This window comes from Pseudomonas tohonis (genome assembly GCF_012767755.2).
Lineage (GTDB): Bacteria > Pseudomonadota > Gammaproteobacteria > Pseudomonadales > Pseudomonadaceae > Metapseudomonas > Metapseudomonas tohonis.
Genome location: NZ_AP023189.1, coordinates 810,430 through 835,106, shown reverse-complemented (window position 1 = coordinate 835,106; position 24,677 = coordinate 810,430). Strand labels below are relative to the sequence as shown.

Sequence of the window (24,677 nt, the reverse complement as noted above, 5' to 3'; positions counted from 1 at the left end):
CGAGGAGGAGGGGATGTGCTGGGTGGCCGGTTACTTGGCGGCCCAGGAGTTGAAGCGCTGCTCCAGCTGCTCGCCGTAGTCGGCCCAGAAGGTCACGTTCATGGCGACCTGGTCCTTGATGTTCTCAGGCGTGGTCGGCATGTCCTTGAGCAGGCCCTTGTCCAGCAGCGGCACCGCCTGCTTGTTGGCCGGACCGTAGGCGATGTTCTCGGAGTAGATCTTCTGCTGCTCGGGCTTGACCGAGAAGGCGATGAACTTCAGTGCGGCTTCCTGATCCTTGGCGCCTTTCGGGATGGCCCAGGCGTCGAAGTCATAGATGCCGCCGGTCCACACCACCTTCAGGTTGCTCTCCTTCTGCACGGCGGCGATGCGGCCGTTGTAGGCGGAGCTCATGACCACGTCGCCCGAGGCGAGGAACTGCGGCGGCTGGGCGCCGGCTTCCCACCACTGGATGCTCGGCTTGATCTGGTCGAGCTTCTTGAACGCGCGGTCCTGGCCTTCCTTGGTGGCGAGCACGGTGTAGACGTCCTTGGGCGCGACGCCGTCGGCCATCAGGGCGAATTCCAGGGTGTACTTGGCGCCCTTGCGCAGGCCGCGCTTGCCCGGGAACTTGGTGGTGTCCCAGAAATCGGCCCAGCTGGCGGGCGCGGTCTTAAGCTTGTCGGCGTTGTAGGCCAGCACGGTGGACCAGACGAAGAAGCCGACGCCGCAGGGCTGGATGGCCCCAGGAACGAAGTCCTCGGCCTTGCCGAACTGGGCCGGGTCCAGCTCCTCGAACAGGCCCTCGTCGCAGCCGCGGGACAGCTCGGGGGATTCGACCTCCACCAGGTTCCAGGAAACGCTGCCGGTATCGACCATGGCTTTCACCTTGGCCATCTCGCCGTTGTACTCGCCGGCGATGATCTTGTTGCTGGTGGACGCCTGGAAGGGTTCGTAGAACGCCTTCACCTGGGCGTTCTTGTTCGCGCCGCCGAATGAAACGACGGTCAGGTCGGCTGCCATGGCCTGTGCGGCGCATGCCAGCCCCAACGCAAGGGCAGTGAGCTTCAAGGATTTGGACATTGTTGTTTTCTCCATAGTGCTGGGTGGGTAATGCCGGGGTGCCGCCGCGTCGTCAGTCCGCTATCAGCGGGTCCAGTGCGCGCACGTGCTCCACTTGCCAACCGAGGGACACCACGTCGCCTACCGCCAATGCGGGGTCGAGCTCGGCAATGGGTTGCTTGACGAAGAAGTCGGGCTTGCCACAGACCTCCATGCGGATGCGCACGTGGTCGCCCAGGTAGACGAACTCCTCGACGCGGCCGGAGAAACGGTTCGCGCAGCTCTCGCTGCCGCCGTTCAGGCGTATCCGCTCGGGGCGGATCGACAGGGTCACCGGCTCGCCCGGCTGGCCGACGTTGACCGCCAGCGCCTCGACCTTCTCGCCACGGGCCAGGCTGACCACGCAGCGCTCGCCGTCACGGCTGACCAACTGGCCGTTGAGCCGGTTGTTCTCACCGATGAAGTTGGCCACGAAGGTGTTGCTGGGGGACTCGTAGAGCTCGCGCGGCGGGGCGATCTGCTGGATCTCGCCCTGGTGGAACACGGCCACGCGGTCGGACATGGTCAGCGCTTCGCCCTGGTCGTGGGTCACGTACACCACCGTCACGCCCAGGCGCTGGTGGATGTGCTTGATCTCCATCTGCATGTGCTCGCGCAGCTGCTTGTCGAGCGCGCCCAGCGGCTCGTCCATCAGCACCAGCTGCGGTTCGAACACAAGGGCACGGGCCAGGGCCACGCGCTGCTGCTGCCCGCCGGAGAGCTGCGCCGGGTAGCGGTTGCGGAAGCTGTCGAGCTGGACCATGGACAGTGCACGCTTCACGCGCTCGCTGATATCGGTCTTGTTCATGCCGCGCACGGTGAGCGGGAAGGCCAGGTTCTCGGCCACCGTCATGTGCGGGAACAGCGCGTAGTTCTGGAACACCATGCCGATGTCGCGCTTGTGCGGCGGCACGTTGTTGATCGAGCGGCCGGCCAGGAGGATCTCGCCATTGGTCGGGGTCTCGAACCCGGCGAGCATCATCAGGCTGGTGGTCTTGCCGGAGCCGGAGGGGCCCAGCAGGGTCAGGAACTCGCCTTTGCGAATGTCCAGGTTGAGGTCTTTGACGATGAGCGACTCGCCGTCGTAGCTCTTCTGCACGCCACGGAAGCTGACCAGTACATCGTTCGCCGGAATGGAGGCCATCACCGCACCTTTTTGATTTTTGTTTATGCCGTTCCCAGAGACTAGAGAAGCCGGCAAGCCACGCAAATCGGGCGCTATGAGAGATTGCTATAAGGCCGTCGGAGGATCGCGTGTAGGGCGAGCCCTACAATTCCCAGCGACCCGATCAGGTATTCAGACCAGCTTGTGCTCCACCGCGTACTTGACCAGGTCGGCCACCGAATGGGCGCCGAGCTTCTGCATCAGCCGCGCCTTGTGGGTGCTCACCGTCTTGCCGCTGACGGCCAGGTGCTGGGCGATCTCGTTGACACCCTCGCCCTTCACCAGGCGCTCGAACACCGAGAATTCACGTTCGGAAAGCAACGCGTGGGGCGGGCGCGAATCGGTCAGGCCGACCTCGAAGACCATGCGATCGGCCAGCTCCGGGTCGATGTAGCGCCCGCCGGAGGCGACCTTGCGGATCGCCGTCAGCAACAGGGCCGGGTCGCTGTCCTTGGTCGCGTAGCCGGCGGCGCCGATCTTCAGTGCACGCGCCGCCATCTGCACCTCGTCGTGCATCGAGAGCACCAGCACCGCCGGCGGGCTGGTCAGCGCGCGGATGCGCGGAATGGCCTCAAGGCCGTTGACGCCGGGCATGGAGATATCCAGCAGCACCACCTCGCAGGGCGTCTGGCGCAGGGTTTCGAGCAACTGCTCGCCGTTGCTCGCCTCGCCCACCACGCAGAGGTCCTTGGCCAGGCCGATCAACTGCTTGATGCCCTCGCGGACGATGGTGTGGTCTTCGGCCACCAGTACTCGGATCACGCGTTCTTCTCCTTGTCCAAAGCGATGCGCACCACCAGCGTGGTGCCCTCTCCCGGCGCGCTGTCGATCGACAGCGCGCCGCCCAGCATCAGCACCCGTTCGCGCATGCCCACCAGGCCGAACGAGGCGCCGGGGCGGCAGGCCTGCGGGTCGAAGCCCGCGCCATCGTCGCTGATGATCAATTGCAGGTCGTCGCCGTCGCGCTCCAGCGCCACCTCGACGCTGTGGGCCCGGGCGTGGCGCAGCACATTGGTCAGCGCCTCCTGGAGGATGCGGAACAGGCCGATGGCCTTGGCATCCGACAGTTGCGGCAGCGAATCCGGCACCCGCACCAGGCAGGGAATGCCGCTGCGCGCTTCGAAGCGCCGCGCCTGCCATTCGATGGCCGAGGCGATGCCGGCGTCGAGGATCGGTGGGCGCAGCGCCGTGGCCACGTCGCGCACCAGCTGGAACAGCTGGGCGATCAGGCGCTTCATGCTGTTCAGCCGCTCGCCGAGGCCGGGGTCCAGCTCGCCGTAGGCCAGCTCGCACATGGAGGTCTCCAGCTTGAGCACGGTGAGCACCTGGCCCAGTTCGTCGTGCACCTCGCGGGCGATACGTGCCTTCTCCTCTTCCCGCACGCTTTCCAGGTGCGCGGAGAGATCACGCAACTGGGCGCGGGAGGCGGCCAGTTCGAGCTCGGTCTGCTTGTTGTCGGTGATGTCCCAGACCACGCCATCCCAGGTGGCCCGACCGTCCTCGAAGAGCCGCGCGCTGGCCTTGATGTCGGCCCAGCGCAACTGGCCGTCGCGGGTGAGGATGCGGCCCTGCCAGTGCCAGTCGCGGTCGGCATCGAGGGCGGCCATCTGGCTGGCCCAGTAGCCGTCGCCATCGTCCGGGTGCACCAGGCCGCGAATGCCGCGACCGGTCTCCAGCAGCTCACGGGCGCCATAGCCCACCAGGGCCTCGCTGCCGGCGCCGATGAAGGCGAAGTCAGCATCTTCGCCGGCACGCGGGCGTTCGAGGCGGAAGACCAGCCCCGGCACGTTGGAGGCGATGCCCTTGAGGCGTGCCTCGCTCTCCTCCAGCGCGGCGTGGGCACGGCGCCGCTCGGTGACATCGGTGAGGAACACCACCAGGTATTCCGAGGTGCCGAAGCGCAGGAAGCTGAGCGACACGTCGGCGGGCATCTCGCTGCCGTCGGCGCGACGGCAGGCGGTCTCGAACGCCTGGGCGCTCTCGTCGTGGTTGCGCGCACGGCGCCAGAGGCTGAGCCAGCGATCCATGTCCAGCTGCGGCTGGATGTGCGCCAGGGGGCGATCGGTGAGACCGCCGGCCGCGTAGCCCAGCATCTGTTCCACCGCGCGGTTGGCATAGCGCACGTGGCTGTCCCAGTTGACCCAGAGGATGCCCACGGTGCTGTGGTCGATGGAGAACTGGGTCAGGCGCAGCGCCTCTTCCGCCGCCTCGCGCAGCTGGATGGCATGGCGCGCCTCGAGCAGGCGCTTCTCCAGCGCACGCTGCTGGCGACGCAGCCAGTAGATGATCGCCGCCGCGCTGAGCAGCAGCACGCCGAAGAGCAGGGCGAGGTTCTGCCAGAAGCCGGGCGACTCGCCGATGCGCGGGTATTTAGGCTGCAGCCAGCGCTCGTGGAGCTGGTCCAGGTCCTTCGGCGGGATGGTGCGCAGGGCGGCGTCCACCGCCGTGGAGAGCTGCGGCCAGTCGCGCCGCGTGGCGACCCGCAGCAGTTGGGGGAAGCCGATGTCGCCGACCACCGCAAGGCCGGAGAACTCCTGTTCGCGCGACAGCCGGCTGAGCTGCGCCTCGTCGATCACCGCGTACTTCACCTGCTGTTCCAGCACCGCGCGCAAGGCCTGGCGCTCACTGCCGACCGGCTGTACCAGGACGCCGGAATAGGTGGCGCGCAGGTAGTCCGCCACCGCGCTGGGCGAGCGCACCGCGACCGGCTCGTCGCTGCCGAGCTTCTCGATATCCACGGCGCCGCCGTTGCCCCGCTCGCCCACCACCAGTTGCGGCACGCGCATGTAGGGATCGGAGAACAGCCACAGGCGCAGGCCTGCGGGGGTCTGGCTGAGGCCGGGAGCGAGGTCGATCTGGCCGGTACGCAGGGCGTTCTCCAGCTCGGCGTTGTCGGCGAAGGTGCGCCAGACCAGGGGCACGCCGAGCGCCGTGGCGACCCAGTCGAGCAGCTCGACGTTGACCCCGGACAGCTGCTGCAGGCGCCGGTCCAGTTGAGCGTAGGGCGCCTGCAGGACGACACCGGCGCGCAGCTGGGGGTGCTGGTCCAGCCACTGGCGCAGGGCCGGGTCCAGCGCGACGGGCGCGGGCGCGGGGGCTGCGGCCAGGGAGGCGGCGAGGCAGCAGGCGAGAAGGAGGAGACACAACGAACGAATCATGCAGGAGACACCGCACAGCCCAGGCTGCCGAGAACGAAGCCGACGTACCTTACTCCAGCAGCCCCGCCGAGGCGAAGGTGCGCCTGACAAATACCGGCCCAGCCATTAGGCTGCCTGCCTATGGCCACCCCGTGGAATCCTCAGATGCTCCGAGTCCCCCGCCCGACACTCGCCGCCCTTTGCCTCGCCCTGTTGCTGCCGGCCGCCGCCTGGGGTGAAGAACCGCCGGCCGCGGGCGAGGACGGGGCCGCCCCTGCGCAAACCCCGGTGGAGCGCGCGCCCCTGGAGGAGCGCAGCCAGGAGGACGCCACCGCCCTCGAACGCCAGCTGCCGCAGAAGGAACAGCAGCAATTGAAGGCCGGCGAGGACAGTTTCCTGGCCCTGTGGAAACCGGCCAACGTGGCCGAGCCCAGCGGCGTGGTGATCCTGCTGCCCGGCGATGGCGAGAGCGCCGACTGGCCGCGGGCGATCGCCCCGTTGCGCAGCAAACTGCCGGACATCGGCTGGCACAGCCTCAGCCTGACCCTGCCCGACCCCAGGGGCAATGAGCCGCCGCCCCGTCCGGTCGAGCAGGCCGAACCGCCCGCCGCCGGCGACGCGAAAACCGAGAAGGCCGACCCGGCCACGCCACCCCCCACGCCCGAGCAGGCCGGCAGCGCCGAGCCCTCCACCGACCCGGGTCGACCCGTTCTCAGCGCCGAGGAGGAACGCAAGGCACAGGCCACGCGGATCGCGGCACGCATCCAGGCGGCCATCGTGTTCGTCAACCAGCAGAGCCCGAAGACCATCGTCCTGCTGGGCCACGGCAGTGGCGCTTACTGGGCGGTGCAGGCGCTGAGCGATTCGTCTTCCAGCGGCATCGACAATCTGGTGCTGGTGGAGGCCGAAGTCCCCCCCGGCTACGGCCCGCCACTGGAAGAGTCGGCGCCCAAGCTCAAGCAGGCGATCGGCGATTTCTTCTACCAGGACAAGCCGCTGGACAGCGCCGCCGCCCTCAAGCGCCTGCAGGCGAGCAAGCGCGACAAGCACCCGGCCTATGTGCAGGTGGGCCTGAAGTCCCTGCCCAATCGCGACGCGGACCAGGAGCAGTTGTTCCGGCGGGTGCGCGGCTGGCTGGACGCCCATCTGCAGGCTCCGGGCAAGCGGGCGCCGGCGGCCGCACCGGCGCCCATCATCCCGCAGTCGCCCGGTATCTGACTCAGCGGAAACCGTGACGCTCGCGGATCAGGCTGTAGGCGTGGTGCAGCTCGCGGGTCTTCTCGGTGGCCTCGCGCACCCGCTGCGGGCTGGCCCCCGCACCGGCCAGCTTGTCCGGATGGTTCTGGCTGATGAGGCGGCGGTAGGCGCGCTTGATCGCCGCCGGCTCGCTGTTGGCGTTCACGCCCAGAAGCGACAACGCATCCTGGTAGGCACTGCCACGCCGCACCGGCGCGCCGCTGGGCACATCGAAGCCGGCGCACAGCGCTTCCACCTGGTCCGCCGGCCAATCCAGCCACTTGCCCCAGAGCAGGATCAGTTCGCGCTCGCGCTGCCCCACCCGGCCATCCGCCGCCGCCATCTGCCAGCAACTGCGCAACAGCGCCTCGCCTTGCGCACGCTGGTAGCGCAAGCCTCGCAGGGGCCCACGCAGTTCCACCTGCTCGGCCTTGCCGCGGGTGAACGCGGCGATGGCACGACGCTGCCCGGCGTCGTCCAGCCCCAGGCGACGCATCTCGGCACGCGCCTGCTGGATATGCAGCTCCAGCACCCGGCCCTCGCTCTTGGCCAGGCGGCCCAGCATGAGGAACAGCAGGTCCTCCTGTGCGACGGCAGCACTGCGCCGTAGCCGATCGCGCAGGCTGGCCCAGGAATCCAGCTTCAGCCGCCGATCCACCACCTGGCCGAGCAGGCCGCCGAGCAGCGCGCCGGGAATGCTGGCGATGAACAGGCCGGCGATGACGCCGAGCAGCGTGACGGGCCAGAACATCTCAGCGCCCCGCCTCGATCAGGCGCTCGACTTCCGCCAGGCGCTCGTGGGTGCCGACATCCACCCAGCGTCCGGCGAAATGCTCGCCGCTGACACGCCCATCCCCCATTGCACGGCGCAGCAACGGCGCCAGCTTGAAGGCGCCGGCGCTGCAACCGTCGAAAAGCGCGGGATGGAGCACGGCGATGCCGCTGTAGGTGAGCCCGGGCTCGCCAGGCACGCCATCGCTGACCATGCCACCGGCCAGCCGGAAATCACCGCCCGGATGATGGCTGGGGTTATCCACCAGCACCAGGTGGGCGAGGCCCTGCAACGGGTGATCGCGCAGGGCGTCGAAATCGTAGTCGGTCCAGATGTCGCCGTTGACCACCAGGAAGGGCTCGTCGCCCAGCAGCGGCAATGCGCGGTGGATGCCCCCGCCGGTTTCCAGCGGCTCGCCCTCGGGGGAATAACGGATGCTGACGCCGAAGCGCTCGCCGCTGCCCAGGTGATCCTCGATCTGCTGGCCGAGCCAGGCATGGTTGATCACCAATTCACTGAGCCCCGCAGCGGCAAGGGCGCGGATATGGAACTCGATCAGCGGGGTGCCGCCGGCGCGAACCAGCGGCTTGGGGGTGTGCAGCGTCAGCGGGCGCATGCGCTCGCCCTTGCCCGCCGCGAGGATCATCGCCCTCATGCGTGCACCGTTTCGGCTTGTGGCAGAGAGGCGAGCAGCGCCTTGAGGTCGGCCAGTTCGGGGCGACGCGCGATCACCGCCTCTATATAGGAGAAGAAGCGCGGCACATCGCCGAGGTACTTGGGCTTGCCGTCGCGGTGGCAGATGCGCGCGAAGATGCCGATGACCTTGAGGTGGCGCTGCACGCCCATCAGGTCGCTGGCACGGAGGAAGTCGTCGAACTGCGGCTGCACCGGGACGCCCGCTTCGCGGGCCAGGCTCCAGTAGCGCTCCAGCCAATTGCGCACGCGCGCCTCGGGCCAGCTGAGGAAGGCGTCCTTGAACAGGCTGGTGACGTCGTAGGTGACCGGGCCGTAGACCGCATCCTGGAAATCCAGCACGCCGGGATTGGGCGTGCTGAGCATCAGGTTGCGCGGCATGTAGTCGCGGTGCACCAGCACGCGGGGCTGGGCGAGCGCACTGGCGACCAGCAGATCGCAGGTCCGCTCCCAGGCCGCCAACGGCTCGCCGGCCAGCTCGATACCCAGGTGACGCTTGAGATACCAGTCGGGGAAGAGCTGCAGCTCGCGGCGTAGCAGTGCGTCGTCATAGGCGGGCATCGGCGCGTCGAGACTGCGCTGCTGCAGGGCCAGCAGTGCCTGGAAGGCATCCTCGAACAGCGCATCGGCATTGTCGGTGTCGATCACTTCCAGGTAGGTCTGGCGCCCGAGGTCATCGAGCAACAGGAAACCCTGCTCCAGGTCCGCCGCGAGGATCCGCGGCACATGGACGCCGGCCTCGGCGAGCATGCCCGCGACCTTGACGAAGGGGCGGCAATCTTCCTGGGGCGGCGGGGCATCCATCAGGATCAGGCTGCGGCCCTGCGCCTGCCAGCGGAAATAACGGCGGAAACTCGCGTCGCTGCTGGCCGGCAGCAGCTCCGCCGGCGGCACGTCACCCCAGCCTTCCGCGTGGAATAGAAGGGGCAGTTGCTGGTCCAGCCAGGCGCTAAGTTGTTGAAGGCGTACATCTTCATGGGGCATTACAAGGGTCTCCGACGGCGCTAGCCGTTGCGCGGGTCATGCTTTATTATCCAGCATCTTTTTCAGCCCATCGAGAGGCGTGCGGCCCCAGCGGGCCGATGGCGCGCAGGAAGCCCGGACTAACAAGATGGCAGTAAAATCTCCCGCGTTTCGTAAAAAATTCCCTCTGCTGGTGACCGGCAGCCTGCTGGCAATGCAGCCTGTAGCCACCCAGTTCGTAGTCGCCGCCGAGCAGTTCGACTGCCAGGCGTCCGCCTCCGGCGGCTGGGCCTGCGCACCCAAGGCAACGGCGGAAAGCCTGCCTCCACGCCCGGTCCACAGCGATAGCGCGGTGAGTTCCAGGGTCGGCGTAGCGGGCACCACCGCCGCTTCCGGCCAGGGCGAGTCGGCCGAATCCAAGACCACGCTGGTCACCGAGGCAGGCGGCAAGGCACTCGCTTCCCGTAGTGCAGACTTCAGCCATCTGGACTGGGTTCCGCGCGACAAGCTGACCGCCGCACAACTGGCCGAGACCGGTCCGTACTGCGCTGGCGCCTATGTCGAGCCGCGCCGCCCGGGCATGAACGACAAGACCCCGCCCGAAGATTCACCCACCTACGTTTCCGCCAAGGCCTCGCGCTATGAGCAGGAAAAGCAGGTCGCGACCCTGGCCGGCGACGTGGTCCTGCGCCAGGGCAGCATGCAGGTTGAAGCCGACGAGGCGAACCTGCTGCAGGCCGAGAACCGTGGCGAGCTGGTCGGCAACGTCAAGCTGCGCGACAACGGTGCCCTGGTGGTCGGCGACAAGGCCGAACTGCAACTGGACAACGGCGAAGCGAAGATCGACAACGCCGAGTACGTGCTGCACAAGTCCCACACGCGCGGTAGCGCCCTGTACGCCAAGCGCCAGGAAGACGCGATCATCCGCCTGAAGGACGGCACATACACCCGATGCGAGCCGGGCGACAACGCCTGGCACCTGAAGGGCAACAACATCAAGCTGAACCCGGCCACCGGCTTCGGCACCGCGACCAACGTGACGCTGCGGGTCAAGGACATTCCGGTGTTCTATACCCCGTACATCTATTTCCCCATCGATGACCGTCGCCAGTCCGGCTTCCTGCCGCCGAGCATCGGCACCAGCAGCGACACCGGTTTCTCCCTGCTGACGCCCTACTACTTCAACCTCGCGCCGAACTACGACGCCACCCTCTATCCGCGCTACATGGCCAAGCGCGGCCTGCTGATGGAAGGCGAGTTCCGCTACCTGACCAAGGGCAGCGAAGGCCAGTTCGGCGGCGCCTACCTGAACGACGAGGAAGACGAGCGCAAGCTGCAGTCCGAGTACAAGGACAAGCGCTGGCTCTACAACTGGCAACACAAGGGCGGCCTGGACGAACGCCTGATGACCGAGGTGGACTACACCGACATCAGCGACCCCTACTACTTCCAGGACCTGCAGACCGAACTGGGCATCGAGCAATCGACCTACGTCAACCAGCAGGGCGCCGTCACCTGGCGCGGCGACAGCTACACCGCACGTCTCAACGCCCATGCCTATGAAATGGCCACGGTCACCGAGATCACCCCGTACGACCGCCTGCCCCAGATCACCCTGGACGGCGTGCTGCCTGTCGACGCCGGCGGCCTGAAGTTCTCCTACTCCACCGAGTTCGTGCGCTTCGAGCGTGACCTGCGCAAGGGCCTGTTCAGCGACGAGGATGGTGCGACCAGCCCCTGGTACGACACCCGCATCCCGGGCCTGGCCCGCGCCAACGGCAACCGCATCCATGTGGAGCCGGGCGTCAGCCTGCCCCTGGACTGGAGCTACGGCTTCATCAAGCCGTCGGTGAAGTACCTCTATACCCAGTACGACCTGGACCTGGACCAGCAGGGCAAGAACAGCCTGCTGGCCGGCCAGGAGTTCAACAGCAGCGAAGACCGCAGCGTACCGATCTTCAGCCTCGACAGCGGCCTGTACTTCGACCGCAACACCGAGCTGTTCGGCAGCCAGTACAAGCAGACCCTGGAACCGCGCCTGTTCTATCTCTACGTCCCCGAAGAGAAGCAGGACAACATCCCGGTCTTCGACAGCAGCGAAAGCGCCTTCAGCTATTCCTCGCTGTTCCGCGAGAACCGCTTCTCCGGTCGTGACCGCGTGGGCGATGCCAACCAGGTGTCCCTGGGCCTGACCAACCGCTGGATCCAGCCCAACGGCTTCGAGCGTCAGCGCTTCAGCATCGGCCAGGCCTTCTACTTCGAAGACCGCAAGGTGCAGCTGCCCGGCATCGACTACCGCGACCGCAAGTCGGCCCAGGCCAGCGTCTCGCCTTATGCGCTTGAGTACCTGTATCGCTTCAACCGCGACTGGCGCCTGTCCTCCGACTTCAACTGGGACCCGGATGCCGGCCGCACCCGCTCCGGCAGCATGATGTTCCACTACCAGCCGGAAGACGACGTCAACAAGGTGGTCAACTTCGGCTACCGCTACCGCAACGACGCCGTGGTCTACAACCAGACCACCGGCCGGTGGCAGGAAGGCGGTGACTACGTCGACAACGTGACCGGCCGCGTGATCAAGGACTACTACAAGATCGAGCAGCATGACGCGTCCGTCATCTGGCCGATCGTCCCGCAGTGGAACGCCATCGCTCGCTGGCAGTACGACTACAACCGCAGCCGCACCCTGGAAGCCTTCGGTGGCTTCGAGTACGACAGCTGCTGCTGGAAACTGCGTCTGATCAACCGCTACTGGGTCGACTACGACGAGACCACCCTTTCGCCCGAACTCAACGAGAAGGCCGACCGCGGCGTCTTCCTGCAGATCGTGTTCAAGGGCCTTGGCGGCGTGATCGGCAACAAGGTTGAAAGTTTCCTCGACAATGGCATCCAAGGTTACCGTGAACGTGAAGACCAAGCTTTCTGATTGTCTCCGCCCGCTGCTGTTGGGCGCCCTGTTCCTGGGTAGTGCCGTGCATGCCGAGGTCCAGTCGATCGACCGCGTCGTGGCCATCGTCGACAACGACGTGATCATGCAGAGCCAGCTCGACCAGCGCATCCACGAGGTGCAGCAGACCATCGCCAAGCGCGGGTCTGCCCTGCCCCCCGAGCACGTGCTGGGCCAGCAGGTGCTGGAACGCCTGATCATCGAGAACATCCAGCTGCAGATCGGCGACCGTTCCGGCATCCGCATCACCGATGAGGAGCTGAACCAGGCCATCGAGGCCATCGCCCAGCGCAACGGCATGAGCGTCGATCAGTTCCGTGGTGCCCTGGCTCAAGACGGCCTCTCCTATGAGGACGCCCGCGACCAGGTCCGCCGCGAGATGGTCATCAGCCGCGTGCGCCAGCGCCGCGTCGCCGAGCGCATCCAGGTCACCGACCAGGAAGTGCAGAACTTCCTCGCCTCCGACCTGGGCAAGATGCAGCTCTCCGAGGAATTCCACCTGGCCAATATCCTGATCCCGGTCGCGGACGGCTCCTCGCCCGAGACCATCCAGGCCGCCGACCGCCAGGCGAAGGATCTTTACCAGCAACTGCAACAGGGCGCCGACTTCGCCCAGCTGGCGATCTCCCGCTCCGCCGGCGAAACCGCCCTGGAAGGCGGCGAGATCGGCTGGCGCAAGGCCGCCCAGCTGCCGCCCCCCTTCGATGGCATGGTCAGCGCCCTCTCTCCGGGTGAAGTGACCGAACCGGTGCGCACGCCGGGTGGCTTCATCATCCTCAAGCTCCTGGAAAAGCGCGGCGGCAGCACCCAGGTGCGTGACGAGGTGCATGTGCGCCACATCCTGCTCAAGCCCAGCGAGATCCGCAGCGAAGCCGACACCGAACGCCTGGCCGAGCGCCTCTATCAGCGCATCCAGTCCGGCGAGGACTTCGCCGAGCTGGCGAAGAACTTCTCCGAGGACCCGGGTTCGGCGCTCAACGGTGGCGACCTGAACTGGATCGACCCCAACGCCCTGGTGCCCGAGTTCCGCGAAGTCATGGCCAAGACGCCGGCAGGCCAGCTGTCCCGCCCGTTCAAGAGCCCCTACGGCTGGCACGTTCTGGAAGTGCTCGGTCGCCGCGCCACCGACAGCGCCGACCAGATGCGCGAGCAGCAGGCGATCAACGTCCTGCGCAACCGCAAGTACGACGAAGAGCTGCAGGCCTGGCTGCGCCAGATCCGCGACGAGGCGTACGTCGAAACCAAGCTCTGATTCTTCGGCACCCTGCCACGCAGGGTGGCGCGCTGGCGGTACAATCGCCGCCACGCGCCACAGCCGGAGAGCCCCGCAATGCCCCTTCCCCGCTTCGCCCTCACCCCTGGTGAACCCGCCGGCATCGGCCCGGACCTCTGCCTGCTCCTGTCCCGCGAACGCCAGCCCTACCCGCTGATCGCCATCGCCAGCCAGGCACTGCTGCAAGAGCGCGCCAGCCAGCTCGGCCTCGATATCGGCGTCATCCCCGTATCACACGACGCCTGGCCCGACCGCCCCGCAGAAGCGGGATCGCTCTATGTCTGGGACACCCCGCTGCAAGCCCCCGTCCAGCCCGGCGTGCTCGATCGCGCCAATGCCGGCTACGTGCTCGACACCCTGACCCGTGCAGGCAAGGGCTGCCTGGATGGCCACTTCGCCGGAATGATCACGGCGCCCGTGCACAAGGGTGTGATCAACGAGGCCGGAATCGCCTTCTCCGGCCACACGGAGTTCCTCGCCGAACTGACCCAAACCCAGCAGGTGGTGATGATGCTCGCCACCCGTGGCCTGCGCGTCGCCCTGGTGACCACCCACCTGCCGCTCAAGGACGTTGCCGCCGCGATCACGACCGAGCGCCTGGAGCGGGTCACCCGCATCCTGCACGCTGACCTGGTGGAGAAGTTCGGCCTGCCCACACCCCGTATCCTGGTCTGCGGCCTCAATCCCCATGCGGGGGAAGGCGGCCACCTGGGACGCGAGGAGATCGAAGTCATCGAGCCCTGCCTGCAACGCCTTCGCCACGAGGGCCTGAACCTGGTCGGCCCGCTCCCGGCCGACACCCTGTTCACACCCAAGCACCTGGAGCACTGCGATGCGGTGCTGGCCATGTACCACGACCAGGGCCTGCCGGTGCTGAAATACAAGGGCTTCGGCGCGGCGGTGAACGTCACCCTCGGCCTGCCGATCATCCGCACCTCGGTCGACCACGGCACCGCCCTCGACCTGGCCGGAACGGGGCGCATCGACGGCGGCAGCCTGCAGGTGGCGCTGGAGACGGCCTACGAGATGGCAGCCAGCCGTAGCTGAGCCCGCAAGCGCCGATCAGCACATTTCGGCCTGGTCGGCGCAATGCTGTAGACTGCGCGCCTTTCCCCGCTTCCAGCTTCAAGCTACCGGCTTCAAGCTGCTCCACCTGGAGCCCGCAATGTCCGAATACCAACACCGCGCACGCAAGCGCTTCGGCCAGAACTTCCTGCATGACGCCGGCGTCATCCACCGCATCCTGCGCGCCATCCACGCGAAGGAAGGCGAACACCTGGTGGAGATCGGCCCGGGCCAGGGCGCACTGACCGAGGGCCTGCTCGGCAGCGGTGCACAGCTCGACGTCATCGAGCTGGATCTCGACCTGATTCCCATCCTGCAGGGCAAGTTCGGTACCGAGCCGCGCTTCCGCCTGAACCAGGGCGACGCCCTCAAGTTCGACTTCGCCCAGCTCGACACCACGCCCAACAACCTGCGCGTGGTGGGCAACCTGCCCTACAACATCTCCACCCCGCTGATCTTCCACTTGCTGGGTAACGCCCACCTGATACGCGACATGCATTTCATGTTGCAGAAGGAGGTGGTCGAGCGCCTGGCCGCAGAGCCCGGCGGTGGCGACTGGGGTCGCCTGTCGATCATGGTCCAGTACCACTGCCGCGTGGAGCACCTGTTCAACGTCGGCCCCGGCGCCTTCAATCCGCCGCCCAAGGTGGACTCGGCCATCGTCCGCCTGGTACCCCATGAAGTGCTGCCGCATCCGGCCAAGGACCACCGCCTGCTGGAGCGCGTGGTGCGCGAAGCCTTCAACCAGCGCCGCAAGACCCTGCGCAACACCCTCAAGGGCCTGCTCGACAGCAACGCCATCGAGGCGGCCGGCGTGGATGGCGGCCTGCGTCCCGAACAGCTGGACCTGGCGGCCTTCGTGCGCCTGGCCGACAAGCTGGCCGAACAGACATCGGGCGCATGACGCCCTAGACTTCCATTCCGGTTCCAGAGAACAGACCCGTGCCCGATTCCCGCTACCTGGTCGCCGTCAGCGTCACCACCCGCTTCCTCCCGGAGCAGTCGCAGCCCGAACAGAGCCGCTTCGCCTTCTCCTACACCGTGACCATTCGCAATGAAGGCGAGTTACCGGCCAAGCTGGTATCGCGCCACTGGGTGATCACCGATGGCGACGGCCATGTGCAGGAAGTGCGCGGTGCCGGCGTGGTCGGCCAGCAGCCGCTGATCGAACCGGGCGCGAGCCACGTCTACAGCAGCGGCACCGTGATGGCGACCCGCGTCGGCACCATGCAGGGCAGCTACCAGATGGTCGCCGAGGACGGCAAGCGCTTCGACGCCGAGATCGCCCCCTTCCGCCTGGCCGTACCCGGCGCGCTGCACTGACAGGAGAGCTCGATGACGGTTTACGCAGTCGGCGACCTCCAGGGCTGCCTCACCCCGCTCGAGTGCCTGCTCGAACGCGTCGCCTTCGACCCCGCCCGCGACCGCCTGTGGCTGGTCGGCGACCTGGTCAATCGCGGCCCGCAGTCCCTGGAGACCTTGCGTTTCCTGTACGCCATGCGCGACAGCCTGACCTGCGTGCTCGGCAACCACGACCTCCACCTGCTGGCAGTGGCACACAACACCGAACGCCTGAAGAAGTCCGACACCCTGCGCGAGATCATCGAGGCCCCCGATGCCGCGGACCTGCTCGACTGGCTGCGCCGACAGAAGCTGGTGCACTACGACGAGCAGCGCGACATCGCCATGGTGCACGCCGGGATTCCGCCCAACTGGACCCTGGCCAAGGCACTGAAACGCGCCGCCGAGGTGGAGGAAGTCCTGCTGGACGATGCGCGCCTGCCGCTCTTCCTTGACGGGATGTACGGCAACGAGCCGTCGAAATGGGAGAGTGACCTGCAAGGCATTGCCCGCCTGCGGGTCATCACCAACTATTTCACCCGCATGCGCTTCTGCACGGCCGATGGCACCCTGGACCTCAAGAGCAAGGAAGGCGTCGACACCGCACCACCCGGCTACGCCCCCTGGTTCAGCCACCCGGGACGAAAGACCCGCGGCCAGAAGATCATCTTCGGCCACTGGGCGGCACTGGAAGGCAAGTGCGACGAACCCGGCCTCTACGCCCTCGACACCGGTTGTGTCTGGGGCGGGGCCATGACCCTGCTGAACGTCGACAGCGGCGAACGCATCAGCTGCAGTTGCGAGGAGAACAAAGCATGAGCGAATTCCAGCGTATCCCCCCGGAGCGCGCCCAGGCGCTGCGCGAGCAGGGCGCCCAGGTGGTCGACATCCGTGACCCGCAGAGCTACGCCAACGGCCACATCGCCGGGTCGCAGCACCTGGACAACTACTCCCTGGCCGACTTCATCGCCAAGGCCGACCTCGACAAGCCATTGATCGTCACCTGCTACCACGGCAATTCCAGCCAGGGAGCCGCGGCCTACCTCGTGGGCCAGGGCTTCTCCGATGTCTACAGCCTGGACGGCGGCTTCGAGCTCTGGCGCGCCACCTACCCCGATGAAGTCGCCCAAGGCAGCGCCGAGTAAAAAAATTCTCGATGGCGCAACCCCGCGCCATCACTGGTCTCGCGCCGCGACCTGACGAACGGCAATCTCTTGTTATCCTTCCGTCATCCTTGACCTGCCGGATTCCGAACTACTCTTAGGTCAGGCCATCCAACAGGGGAGAGCCGGCACACCGGTTCCGGGCCATCGGCGGCGACCATTTTGGTGTTCTGGGGGATTCTCATCGGCCGACTCGTCGGCTGACTGCCCACACCCGCGTGACCGACCCCGCCGGCTCCCAGTATCCAGCGAGGTGACGTAATGAGCATTTTCAGCCACTTCCAACAACGCTTCGAGGCGACCCGCCAGGAGGAATATTCCCTTCAGGAATATCTCGACCTGTGCAAGCAGGACCGCAGCGCCTATGCCACCGCAGCCGAGCGCATGCTCATGGCCATCGGTGAACCGGAGCTGCTGGATACCTCCGCCGACTCGCGGCTTTCGCGGATCTTCTCCAACAAGGTGATACGCCGTTACCCGGCTTTCGCCGACTTCCACGGCATGGAAGACTGCATCGACCAGATCGTCGCCTTCTTCCGCCATGCGGCGCAGGGCCTGGAAGAGAAGAAACAGATCCTCTACCTCCTGGGCCCGGTCGGCGGCGGCAAGTCGTCCCTGGCCGAGAAGCTCAAACAACTGATCGAGAAAGTGCCCTTCTACGCCATCAAGGGCTCGCCGGTGTTCGAATCGCCCCTGGGGCTGTTCAACGCCACCGAGGACGGCGCCATTCTCGAAGAGGACTACGGGATCCCCCGCCGCTACCTCTCCACCATCATGTCGCCCTGGGCCACCAAACGCCTCGCCGAGTTCGGCGGCGACATCAGCCAGTTTCGCGTGGTCAAGCTCTATCCCTCGATCCTCAACCAGATCGCCGTGGCCAAGACCGAGCCCGGCGACGAGAACAACCAGGACATCTCCGCCCTGGTGGGCAAGGTGGATATCCGCAAGCTGGAGGAATTCCCGCAGAACGACGCCGACGCCTACAGCTACTCGGGCGCACTGTGCCGGGCCAACCAGGGCCTGATGGAATTCGTCGAGATGTTCAAGGCACCGATCAAGGTGCTGCACCCGTTGCTGACCGCCACCCAGGAAGGCAACTACAACAGCACCGAGGGGCTAGGGGCCATCCCCTTCCAGGGCATCCTGCTGGCCCACTCCAACGAGTCGGAATGGCACAGCTTCCGCAACAACAAGAACAACGAGGCGTTCATCGACCGCATCTACATCGTCAAGGTGCCCTACTGCCTGCGCGTCACCGACGAGATCAAGATCTACGACAAGCTGCTGGCCAACAGCTCGCTGGCCCACGCCCACTGCGCGCCCGACACCCTGAAGATGCTCGCCCAGTTCTCCGCCCTGTCACGCCTGAAGGAACCCGAGAACTCCAACATCTACTCGAAGATGCGCGTCTATGACGGCGAGAACCTCAAGGACACCGACCCCAAGGCCAAGTCGATCCAGGAATACCGCGACGCCGCTGGCGTCGACGAAGGCATGAACGGCCTGTCGACCCGCTTCGCCTTCAAGATCCTGTCCAAGGTGTTCAACTTCGACCCGCATGAGGTCGCCGCCAACCCGGTGCACCTGCTCTACGTGCTCGAACAGCAGATCGAGCAGGAACAGTTCCCCGCCGAAGTGCGCGAGCGCTACCTGCGCTACATCAAGGAATACCTCGCCCCGCGCTATATCGAGTTCATTGGCAAGGAAATCCAGACCGCCTACCTCGAGTCGTACAGCGAGTACGGCCAGAACATCTTCGACCGCTATGTGCTCTACGCCGACTTCTGGATCCAGGACCAGGAATACCGCGATCCGGAGACCGGTGAAATCCTCAACCGCGTCGCCCTCAACGAGGAGCTGGAGAAGATCGAGAAACCGGCCGGAATCAGCAACCCGAAGGACTTCCGCAACGAGATCGTCAACTTCGTGCTGCGCGCCCGGGCCAACAACAACGGCAAGAACCCCACCTGGCTCAGCTACGAGAAGCTGCGGGTGGTGATCGAGAAGAAAATGTTCTCCAACACCGAGGACCTGCTGCCGGTCATCAGCTTCAACGCCAAGGGCAGCAAGGACGAACAGCAGAAGCACAACGATTTCGTCAAACGCATGGTCGAGCGCGGCTACACCGAGAAACAGGTTCGCCTGCTGTCCGAGTGGTACCTGCGGGTACGCAAGTCGCAGTAACAGCAGCCACAAGCTACGAGCTCCAAGCGGCAGGTAGGGGCGGGGGCCGGTGCTCTGCGCGTCTACTTGCAGCTTGCAGCTTGCGGCTTGAAGCTGCCCCGGAGGGGCATCCATGAGCTACGTGATCGACCGACGCCTGAATGGCAAGAACAAGAGCACGGTTAACCGCCAGCGCTTTCTCAGGCGGTACCGCGACCACATCAAGAAAGCGGTGGAGGAAGCGGTCAGCCGCCGTTCCATCACCGACATGGAGCATGGCGAGCAGATCAGCATCCCCGGCCGGGATATCGACGAGCCGGTGCTGCACCATGGCCGTGGCGGGCGCCAGACCATTGTCCATCCCGGCAACAAGGAATTCACCACCGGCGAACGCATTCCACGTCCCCAGGGCGGCGGAGCGGGCCGTGGCAGCGGCAAGGCGAGCAACTCCGGCGAAGGCATGGACGAGTTCGTCTTCCAGATCACCCAGGAGGAGTTCCTCGACTTCATGTTCGAGGACCTCGAACTGCCCAACCTGGTGAAACGCCACCTCACCGGCAGTGACACCTTCAAGACCGTACGCGCCGGCATCAGCAACGAGGGCAACCCCTCGCGCATCAACATCATCCGTACCCTGCGCTCGGCCCACGCCAGGCGTATCGCGCTTTCCGGCTCCAGCCGCGCCAAGCTGCGCATCGCCCGCGAAGAGCTCGCCCGCCTCAAGCGGGAGGAACCGGACAACTTCGGCGACATACAGGAACTGGAAGCCGAGATCCTCAAGCTGCGTGCACGCATCGAGCGGGTGCCGTTCCTCGACACCTTCGACCTCAAGTACAACCTGCTGGTCAAGCAGCCCAACCCCAGCTCCAAGGCCGTGATGTTCTGCCTGATGGACGTCTCGGGCTCCATGACCCAGGCGACCAAGGACATCGCCAAGCGCTTCTTCATCCTGCTGTACCTGTTCCTCAAGCGGAACTACGACAAGATCGAAGTCGTGTTCATCCGCCACCACACCAGCGCCCGCGAGGTCGATGAGGAGGAATTCTTCTACTCCCGCGAGACCGGCGGCACCATCGTCTCCAGCGCCCTCAAGCTGATGCAGGAGATCATGGCCGAGCGCTACCCCGTCAACGAATGGAACATCTACGCAGCCCAGGCTTCGGACGGCGACAACTGGAACGACGACTCGCCCATCTGCCGGGACATCCTGATCAAGCAGATCATGCCCTTCGTGCAGTACTACACCTACGTAGAGATCACCCCACGCGAGCACCAGGCGCTCTGGTTCGAGTACGAGCAGGTCTGCGACGCCTTCGCCGACACCTTCGCCCAGCAGCAGATCGTCACCGCTGGCGACATCTACCCGGTGTTCCGCGAACTGTTCCAGCGCCGACTGGTTAACTGAGGGCCGCGACATGACCGCCACAGAAAAGAAGAGGCAGCCCATCTCCACGGGTTCCGAGTGGACTTTCGACCTGATCCGCACCTACGACCGCGAGATCGGCCGGCTGGCCGAGCGCTATGCGCTTGACACCTACCCCAACCAGATCGAAGTCATCACCGCCGAGCAGATGATGGATGCCTACGCCTCCGTGGGCATGCCGCTGGGCTACCACCACTGGTCCTACGGCAAGCACTTCCTGGCCACGGAGAAGGGCTATTCCCGCGGGCAGATGGGCCTGGCCTACGAGATCGTGATCAACTCCGACCCCTGCATCGCCTACCTGATGGAAGAGAACACCATCACCATGCAGGCGCTGGTGATCGCCCACGCCTGCTACGGCCACAACAGCTTCTTCAAGGGCAACTACCTGTTCCGCACCTGGACCGATGCCAGCTCGATCATCGACTACCTGGTGTTCGCCAAGCAGTACATCATGCAGTGCGAGGAACGCCACGGCATCGACGCGGTGGAAGACCTGCTGGACTCCTGCCACGCCCTGATGAACTACGGCGTCGACCGCTACAAGCGCCCCTACCCGATCTCCGCCGAAGAAGAGCGGCGCCGGCAGAAGGAGCGCGAAGAGCATCTGCAGAAACAGATCAACGACCTCTGGCGCACCATTCCCAAGGGCGCGGGCAAGGGCGGCGACAAGGACAACCGGCGCTTCCCGTCGGAGCCCCAGGAGAACATCCTCTACTTCATCGAGAAGCACGCGCCACTGCTCGAACCCTGGCAACGCGAGATCGTGCGCATCGTGCGCAAGATCGCCCAGTACTTCTACCCGCAACGCCAGACCCAGGTCATGAACGAAGGCTGGGCCACCTTCTGGCACTACACCCTGATGAACGACCTCTACGACGAAGGCCTGGTTACCGAGGGCTTCATGCTCGAGTTCCTCCAGTCCCACACCAGCGTCGTGTTCCAGCCCGGCTTCGACAGCCCCTACTACAGCGGCATCAACCCTTACGCGCTGGGCTTCGCCATGTACCGCGACATCCGCCGCATATGCGAAGAGCCCACCGAGGAGGACAAGCGCTGGTTCCCCGATATCGCCGGTGGCGACTGGCTCTCCACCATCAAGTTCGCCATGAAGAGCTTCAAGGACGAGAGCTTCATCCTCCAGTACCTCTCACCCAAGGTGATCCGCGACTTCAAGCTGTTCAGCATCCTCGACGACGATCAGAAGGACGAGTTGCTGGTACCCGCCATCCATGACGAACCCGGCTACCGGCAGATCCGCGAGACGCTCGCCGCCCAGTACAACCTCGGCAACCGCGAGCCGAACGTGCAGATCTGGAACGTCGACCGCCGCGGCGACCGCTCCCTGACCCTTCGCCACCAACAGCACGATCGCAAGCCGCTCGGCGAATCCACCGAAGAGGTGCTGCGCCACCTGCACCGCCTATGGGGCTTCGACATCCACCTGGAGACCATGAACGGCGAGCAGATCACCGGCACCCACCACGTACCGCCCAAGGGCGAGCGCAGCGAAGACGGCGAATACCCGCGACTGGACCTGGTCATCCCGCCCATTTGATCGGTTGACCGCATGCCGGGCGCCCCCGAGCATGCGGTCATCGTCCATGGAGAGCGTCGATGCGCCTGTTCCTCGTCCTGCTGCTGTGCCTGGTCCTGGCCACCTGCTCCACCCACATCCCCAGCATCCAGGTGCTTAGACCGGCCGACAGCGGCCTGGCCATCCGCCACAGCTTCCAGCTGGTTCCCCCGGAGCAGGCCTTGCAAAGCCCGGCGCCCTACCGCGAGCACTACATCCGCCTCGATCCGTTGCTTCGCCAGGGCCTTGCCGCGCGCGGCTACCACGAAAGCCAGAGCCCCGAGCTGCGCGTCTACTACTGGCTGGCCCTGCAGGACGCGCCTCTGGAGTTCAAGGTCGACCAGGCACCGCCCAACCCGCTCGGCCCCTACCAGGCCATCCACCGCTTGCGTGACGAAACCGGCACCCTGCGCCTGCGCATCACCGACCTCGACGGCCTGGTGCTCTGGGAAGGCATCGCCAGTACGGGCCTGAGCCCCTCCTGGGACAGCGCCGAGTTGCTCGAAAGCGCCGTGGAGGCACTGACCCGGCAAATCCCCATCGCAGCCAACGAGCGGGCTGCTATCCTCCGCACCCTCGGAGGTGAGCATGCAGATATACAAGGTGGGCGGCGCGGTTCGTGACCGGCTGTTGCAGCGCCCGGTCACGGAAGTGGACTGGGTCGTCGTTGGCGCAACCGCTGAAGAAATGCTCGAGCAGGGCTTCAAGCCCGTGGGCGCGGATTTCCCGGTGTTCCTTCATCCGCACAGTGGCGAGGAGTACGCACTGGCGCGCACCGAGCGCAAGAGCGGGCGTGGCTATGGCGGTTTCACCTTCTTCGCCAGCCCGGACGTCAGCCTCGAAGAGGACCTGATCCGCCGCGACCTCACCGTCAACGCCATCGCCGAAGACGAGCACGGCGTGCTGGTCGACCCCTATGGCGGCCAGCGCGACCTGGAGCGGCGCATCCTCCGCCACGTTTCCCCCGCCTTCGCCGAGGACCCGTTGCGCGTACTGCGCGTCGCCCGCTTCGCCGCACGCTATGCGCCACTGGGCTTCACGGTGGCCGAAGAAACCCTGGCGCTGATGCGTGAGATCGCCGAGTCCGGCGAGCTGGACGCCCTGACACCCGAACGCAGCTGGAAGGAAATCTCCCGCGCCCTGATGGAGCCCCGCCCGGACGTATTCATCCAGGTGCTGCGCGACTGTGGCGCGCTCAAGGCCTGGATGCCGGAGCTCGACGCCCTGTTCGGCGTCCCCCAGCCCGAGCAGCACCACCCGGAAGTGGATTCCGGCCTGCACGTGCTCGCCGTTCTGCAGCAGTGCGCCGAGCATGAGCAACCCCTCGCCGTGCGCTGGGCCTGCCTGCTGCATGACCTGGGCAAGGGCGAGACGCCGGAGGAGGAATGGCCCCGGCACATCGCCCATGAACAGCGCGGCCTGAAGCTGATCCAGCAGGTAAACGAACGCTGCAAGGCACCTCGTGACTGCCAGGAGCTGGCGATGCTGGTGGGCGAGTTCCATACCCACGCCCATCGCGCGCAGGAACTCCGCGCATCGACACTGTCCGAGCTACTGGCGCGCTTCGACGTCTACCGCCGTCCCCAGCGCTTCGAGGAATTCATCGCGGCCTGCGAGATGGACGCCCGTGGCCGTCACGGCCTCGAGCAGCGCGAATACCCTCAAGCCAACTACCTGCGGGGCGCCGCCTCGGCCGCACGCGCAGTCGCGGTCCAGCCCCTGCTGGAGAAGGGCTACAAGGGTGCCGAACTGGGCGAGGCGCTCAAGCTCGAGCGCCTGAAAGCGCTGAAGGCCTACAAGGAAGGCGCGGGGAAGGCCTGAAGCAGGTCGTCGGGGGTCAACGGGCGCCCCCGCCACGCGAAGGGCACCGGCCACAGCTGTTGCTGGATCTGCGCCGTCGCCCACAACTCCGCGAAGCTTCGTCCTTCACCCGGGTGCAGGCGGTCGGGCACCACCAGTGCCAAGGGCCAGAGCACGAATGCGTTCTTCAGCACCTCGGCACGGGGCAGCACCAAGCCATCGAAGCTGCCGACCAGATCGCCATAGAGCAGCACATCGATGTCCAGCGGCAGGCCCTTGCGGTCTGGCGCGTAGCGACCGTTGTCGGCCTCGATGAACTTGAGACGGCGGTCCAGCTCCATCAGCGGCAGGTCGGTGTCGGCGGCCACCACCAGGTTGTAGAAGGGGCCGCTCTTGATGCCCACCGGCTGGCTTTCGAATACCGGCGAGCACCGGATGTTATGGAGGAAACCGGCCAGCGCGTCGAGGCCGGCTTCCAGGTGTTCCTCACGCCCGATGTTGCTGCCCAGGCCCAGCAGAACCGGAGTCAGCGGCATCCGCGTTCGATCTCCACGCCAACGCTGCTGGCAGCGGGAACCGCGCCGGGCTTGTGCAGCTTCAGGCGCACCCAGGGAATCTGGAATTCAGCCATCAGCAGGGCCACCAGCCGCTCGGCGAAGGTTTCCACCAACTGGAACTGGGAGTCGGCAGCGAACGCCTGGATGCGCTGGGACACCGAGGCGTAGTCCAGCGCATGGGCCAGTTCATCGCCTGCGGCGGCCAGGCGGTTGTCCCAGCCCATCTGCAGGTCCAGGCGCAGGCACTGGCGAATGCTCCGCTCCCAGTCGTACGCACCGATGACGGTATCGACTTCAAGACCCTCGATGAAAACCGTGTCCAC

Annotated in this window: 22 protein-coding genes; 13 read left to right on the top strand and 9 right to left on the bottom strand. The window is 66.0% G+C overall.

Annotated features, from left to right (window positions below):
* Positions 1–30 precede the first annotated feature (30 nt).
* From HSX14_RS03785 to HSX14_RS03770, 4 genes are all read right to left on the bottom strand, one after another.
* Positions 31–1,062, bottom strand: coding sequence for an ABC transporter substrate-binding protein (locus HSX14_RS03785; protein ID WP_173179816.1), 1,032 nt, complete (start codon positions 1,060–1,062; stop codon positions 31–33).
* Between the two features lie 52 nt (positions 1,063–1,114).
* Positions 1,115–2,224 (bottom strand): ABC transporter ATP-binding protein, encoded by a 1,110-nt coding sequence (locus tag HSX14_RS03780; protein WP_173179814.1) that lies wholly within the window; start codon positions 2,222–2,224, stop codon positions 1,115–1,117.
* 153 nt (positions 2,225–2,377) lie between these two features.
* Entirely contained in the window at positions 2,378–3,007 is a 630-nt protein-coding gene (locus HSX14_RS03775; RefSeq protein WP_173179812.1) for a response regulator, read from the bottom strand.
* A complete protein-coding gene (locus HSX14_RS03770; protein ID WP_173179810.1) occupies positions 3,004–5,403 on the bottom strand; it encodes a PAS domain-containing sensor histidine kinase in 2,400 nt (799 codons plus the stop codon). Before HSX14_RS03770 ends, HSX14_RS03775 begins: the two co-directional genes overlap by 4 nt.
* A gap of 144 nt (positions 5,404–5,547) precedes the next feature.
* On the opposite strand from HSX14_RS03770, the gene HSX14_RS03765 reads away from it, so the two are divergent.
* A complete protein-coding gene (locus HSX14_RS03765) occupies positions 5,548–6,600 on the top strand; it encodes an alpha/beta hydrolase family protein (protein WP_173179808.1) in 1,053 nt (350 codons plus the stop codon).
* Position 6,601: 1 nt separating this feature from the next.
* Here HSX14_RS03765 and HSX14_RS03760 read toward each other — a convergent pair whose 3' ends face one another.
* The 3 genes from HSX14_RS03760 to HSX14_RS03750 are packed head-to-tail and all read right to left on the bottom strand — an operon-like array spanning position 6,602 to position 9,067.
* Entirely contained in the window at positions 6,602–7,369 is a 768-nt protein-coding gene (locus HSX14_RS03760; protein ID WP_173179806.1) for a TerB family tellurite resistance protein, read from the bottom strand.
* A gap of 1 nt (position 7,370) precedes the next feature.
* Complete coding sequence (gene murU, locus HSX14_RS03755) at positions 7,371–8,045, bottom strand: N-acetylmuramate alpha-1-phosphate uridylyltransferase MurU (RefSeq protein ID WP_173179804.1); 675 nt, start codon at positions 8,043–8,045, stop codon at positions 7,371–7,373.
* Positions 8,042–9,067 (bottom strand): aminoglycoside phosphotransferase family protein, encoded by a 1,026-nt coding sequence (locus HSX14_RS03750; RefSeq protein WP_173179802.1) that lies wholly within the window; start codon positions 9,065–9,067, stop codon positions 8,042–8,044. Before HSX14_RS03750 ends, murU begins: the two co-directional genes overlap by 4 nt.
* 127 nt (positions 9,068–9,194) lie before the next feature.
* Between HSX14_RS03750 and HSX14_RS03745 the strand changes: the two genes are divergently transcribed.
* The 12 genes from HSX14_RS03745 to HSX14_RS03690 all read left to right on the top strand — a co-directional run bounded on the left by HSX14_RS03745 (position 9,195) and on the right by HSX14_RS03690 (position 23,818).
* Entirely contained in the window at positions 9,195–11,972 is a 2,778-nt protein-coding gene (locus HSX14_RS03745; RefSeq protein ID WP_173179800.1) for an LPS-assembly protein LptD, read from the top strand.
* Positions 11,953–13,245 (top strand): peptidylprolyl isomerase, encoded by a 1,293-nt coding sequence (locus HSX14_RS03740; RefSeq protein WP_173179798.1) that lies wholly within the window; start codon positions 11,953–11,955, stop codon positions 13,243–13,245. Before HSX14_RS03745 ends, HSX14_RS03740 begins: the two co-directional genes overlap by 20 nt.
* A 78-nt stretch (positions 13,246–13,323) precedes the next feature.
* Positions 13,324–14,313 (top strand): 4-hydroxythreonine-4-phosphate dehydrogenase PdxA, encoded by a 990-nt coding sequence (gene pdxA / locus HSX14_RS03735; protein ID WP_175384237.1) that lies wholly within the window; start codon positions 13,324–13,326, stop codon positions 14,311–14,313.
* 118 nt (positions 14,314–14,431) lie between these two features.
* Positions 14,432–15,235, top strand: a complete 804-nt coding sequence (gene rsmA / locus HSX14_RS03730) for a 16S rRNA (adenine(1518)-N(6)/adenine(1519)-N(6))-dimethyltransferase RsmA (RefSeq protein ID WP_173177659.1) — start codon at positions 14,432–14,434, stop codon at positions 15,233–15,235.
* A 38-nt stretch (positions 15,236–15,273) separates the two neighbouring features.
* Positions 15,274–15,654, top strand: coding sequence for a Co2+/Mg2+ efflux protein ApaG (gene apaG, locus HSX14_RS03725; RefSeq protein ID WP_111262258.1), 381 nt, complete (start codon positions 15,274–15,276; stop codon positions 15,652–15,654).
* Positions 15,655–15,666: 12 nt separating this feature from the next.
* Entirely contained in the window at positions 15,667–16,491 is an 825-nt protein-coding gene (locus HSX14_RS03720; protein WP_173177657.1) for a symmetrical bis(5'-nucleosyl)-tetraphosphatase, read from the top strand.
* On the top strand, positions 16,488–16,817 hold the full coding sequence (glpE, locus tag HSX14_RS03715; RefSeq protein WP_173177655.1) for a thiosulfate sulfurtransferase GlpE: 330 nt from the start codon (positions 16,488–16,490) through the stop codon (positions 16,815–16,817). Before HSX14_RS03720 ends, glpE begins: the two co-directional genes overlap by 4 nt.
* Positions 16,818–17,096: 279 nt before the next feature.
* Positions 17,097–19,019 carry a PrkA family serine protein kinase gene (locus HSX14_RS03710; protein ID WP_111262261.1) on the top strand — a complete coding sequence of 641 codons (1,923 nt, stop codon included), beginning with the start codon at positions 17,097–17,099 and terminating at the stop codon, positions 19,017–19,019.
* Between the two features lie 112 nt (positions 19,020–19,131).
* Entirely contained in the window at positions 19,132–20,403 is a 1,272-nt protein-coding gene (locus HSX14_RS03705) for a YeaH/YhbH family protein (protein WP_173177646.1), read from the top strand.
* A 10-nt stretch (positions 20,404–20,413) separates the two neighbouring features.
* Entirely contained in the window at positions 20,414–21,979 is a 1,566-nt protein-coding gene (locus HSX14_RS03700) for a SpoVR family protein (protein ID WP_173177644.1), read from the top strand.
* Between the two features lie 59 nt (positions 21,980–22,038).
* Complete coding sequence (locus HSX14_RS03695; protein WP_228723538.1) at positions 22,039–22,620, top strand: DUF4136 domain-containing protein; 582 nt, start codon at positions 22,039–22,041, stop codon at positions 22,618–22,620.
* Positions 22,586–23,818, top strand: coding sequence for a multifunctional CCA addition/repair protein (locus HSX14_RS03690; protein ID WP_173177642.1), 1,233 nt, complete (start codon positions 22,586–22,588; stop codon positions 23,816–23,818). The genes HSX14_RS03695 and HSX14_RS03690 overlap by 35 nt, the downstream gene beginning before the upstream one ends.
* On the opposite strand, the gene folK is transcribed toward HSX14_RS03690, so the two are convergent.
* On the bottom strand, positions 23,791–24,333 hold the full coding sequence (gene folK / locus HSX14_RS03685) for a 2-amino-4-hydroxy-6-hydroxymethyldihydropteridine diphosphokinase (RefSeq protein ID WP_173177640.1): 543 nt from the start codon (positions 24,331–24,333) through the stop codon (positions 23,791–23,793). The two genes, HSX14_RS03690 and folK, sit on opposite strands and share 28 nt — an antisense overlap.
* Complete coding sequence (gene folB, locus HSX14_RS03680) at positions 24,324–24,677, bottom strand: dihydroneopterin aldolase (protein ID WP_173177638.1); 354 nt, start codon at positions 24,675–24,677, stop codon at positions 24,324–24,326. Before folB ends, folK begins: the two co-directional genes overlap by 10 nt.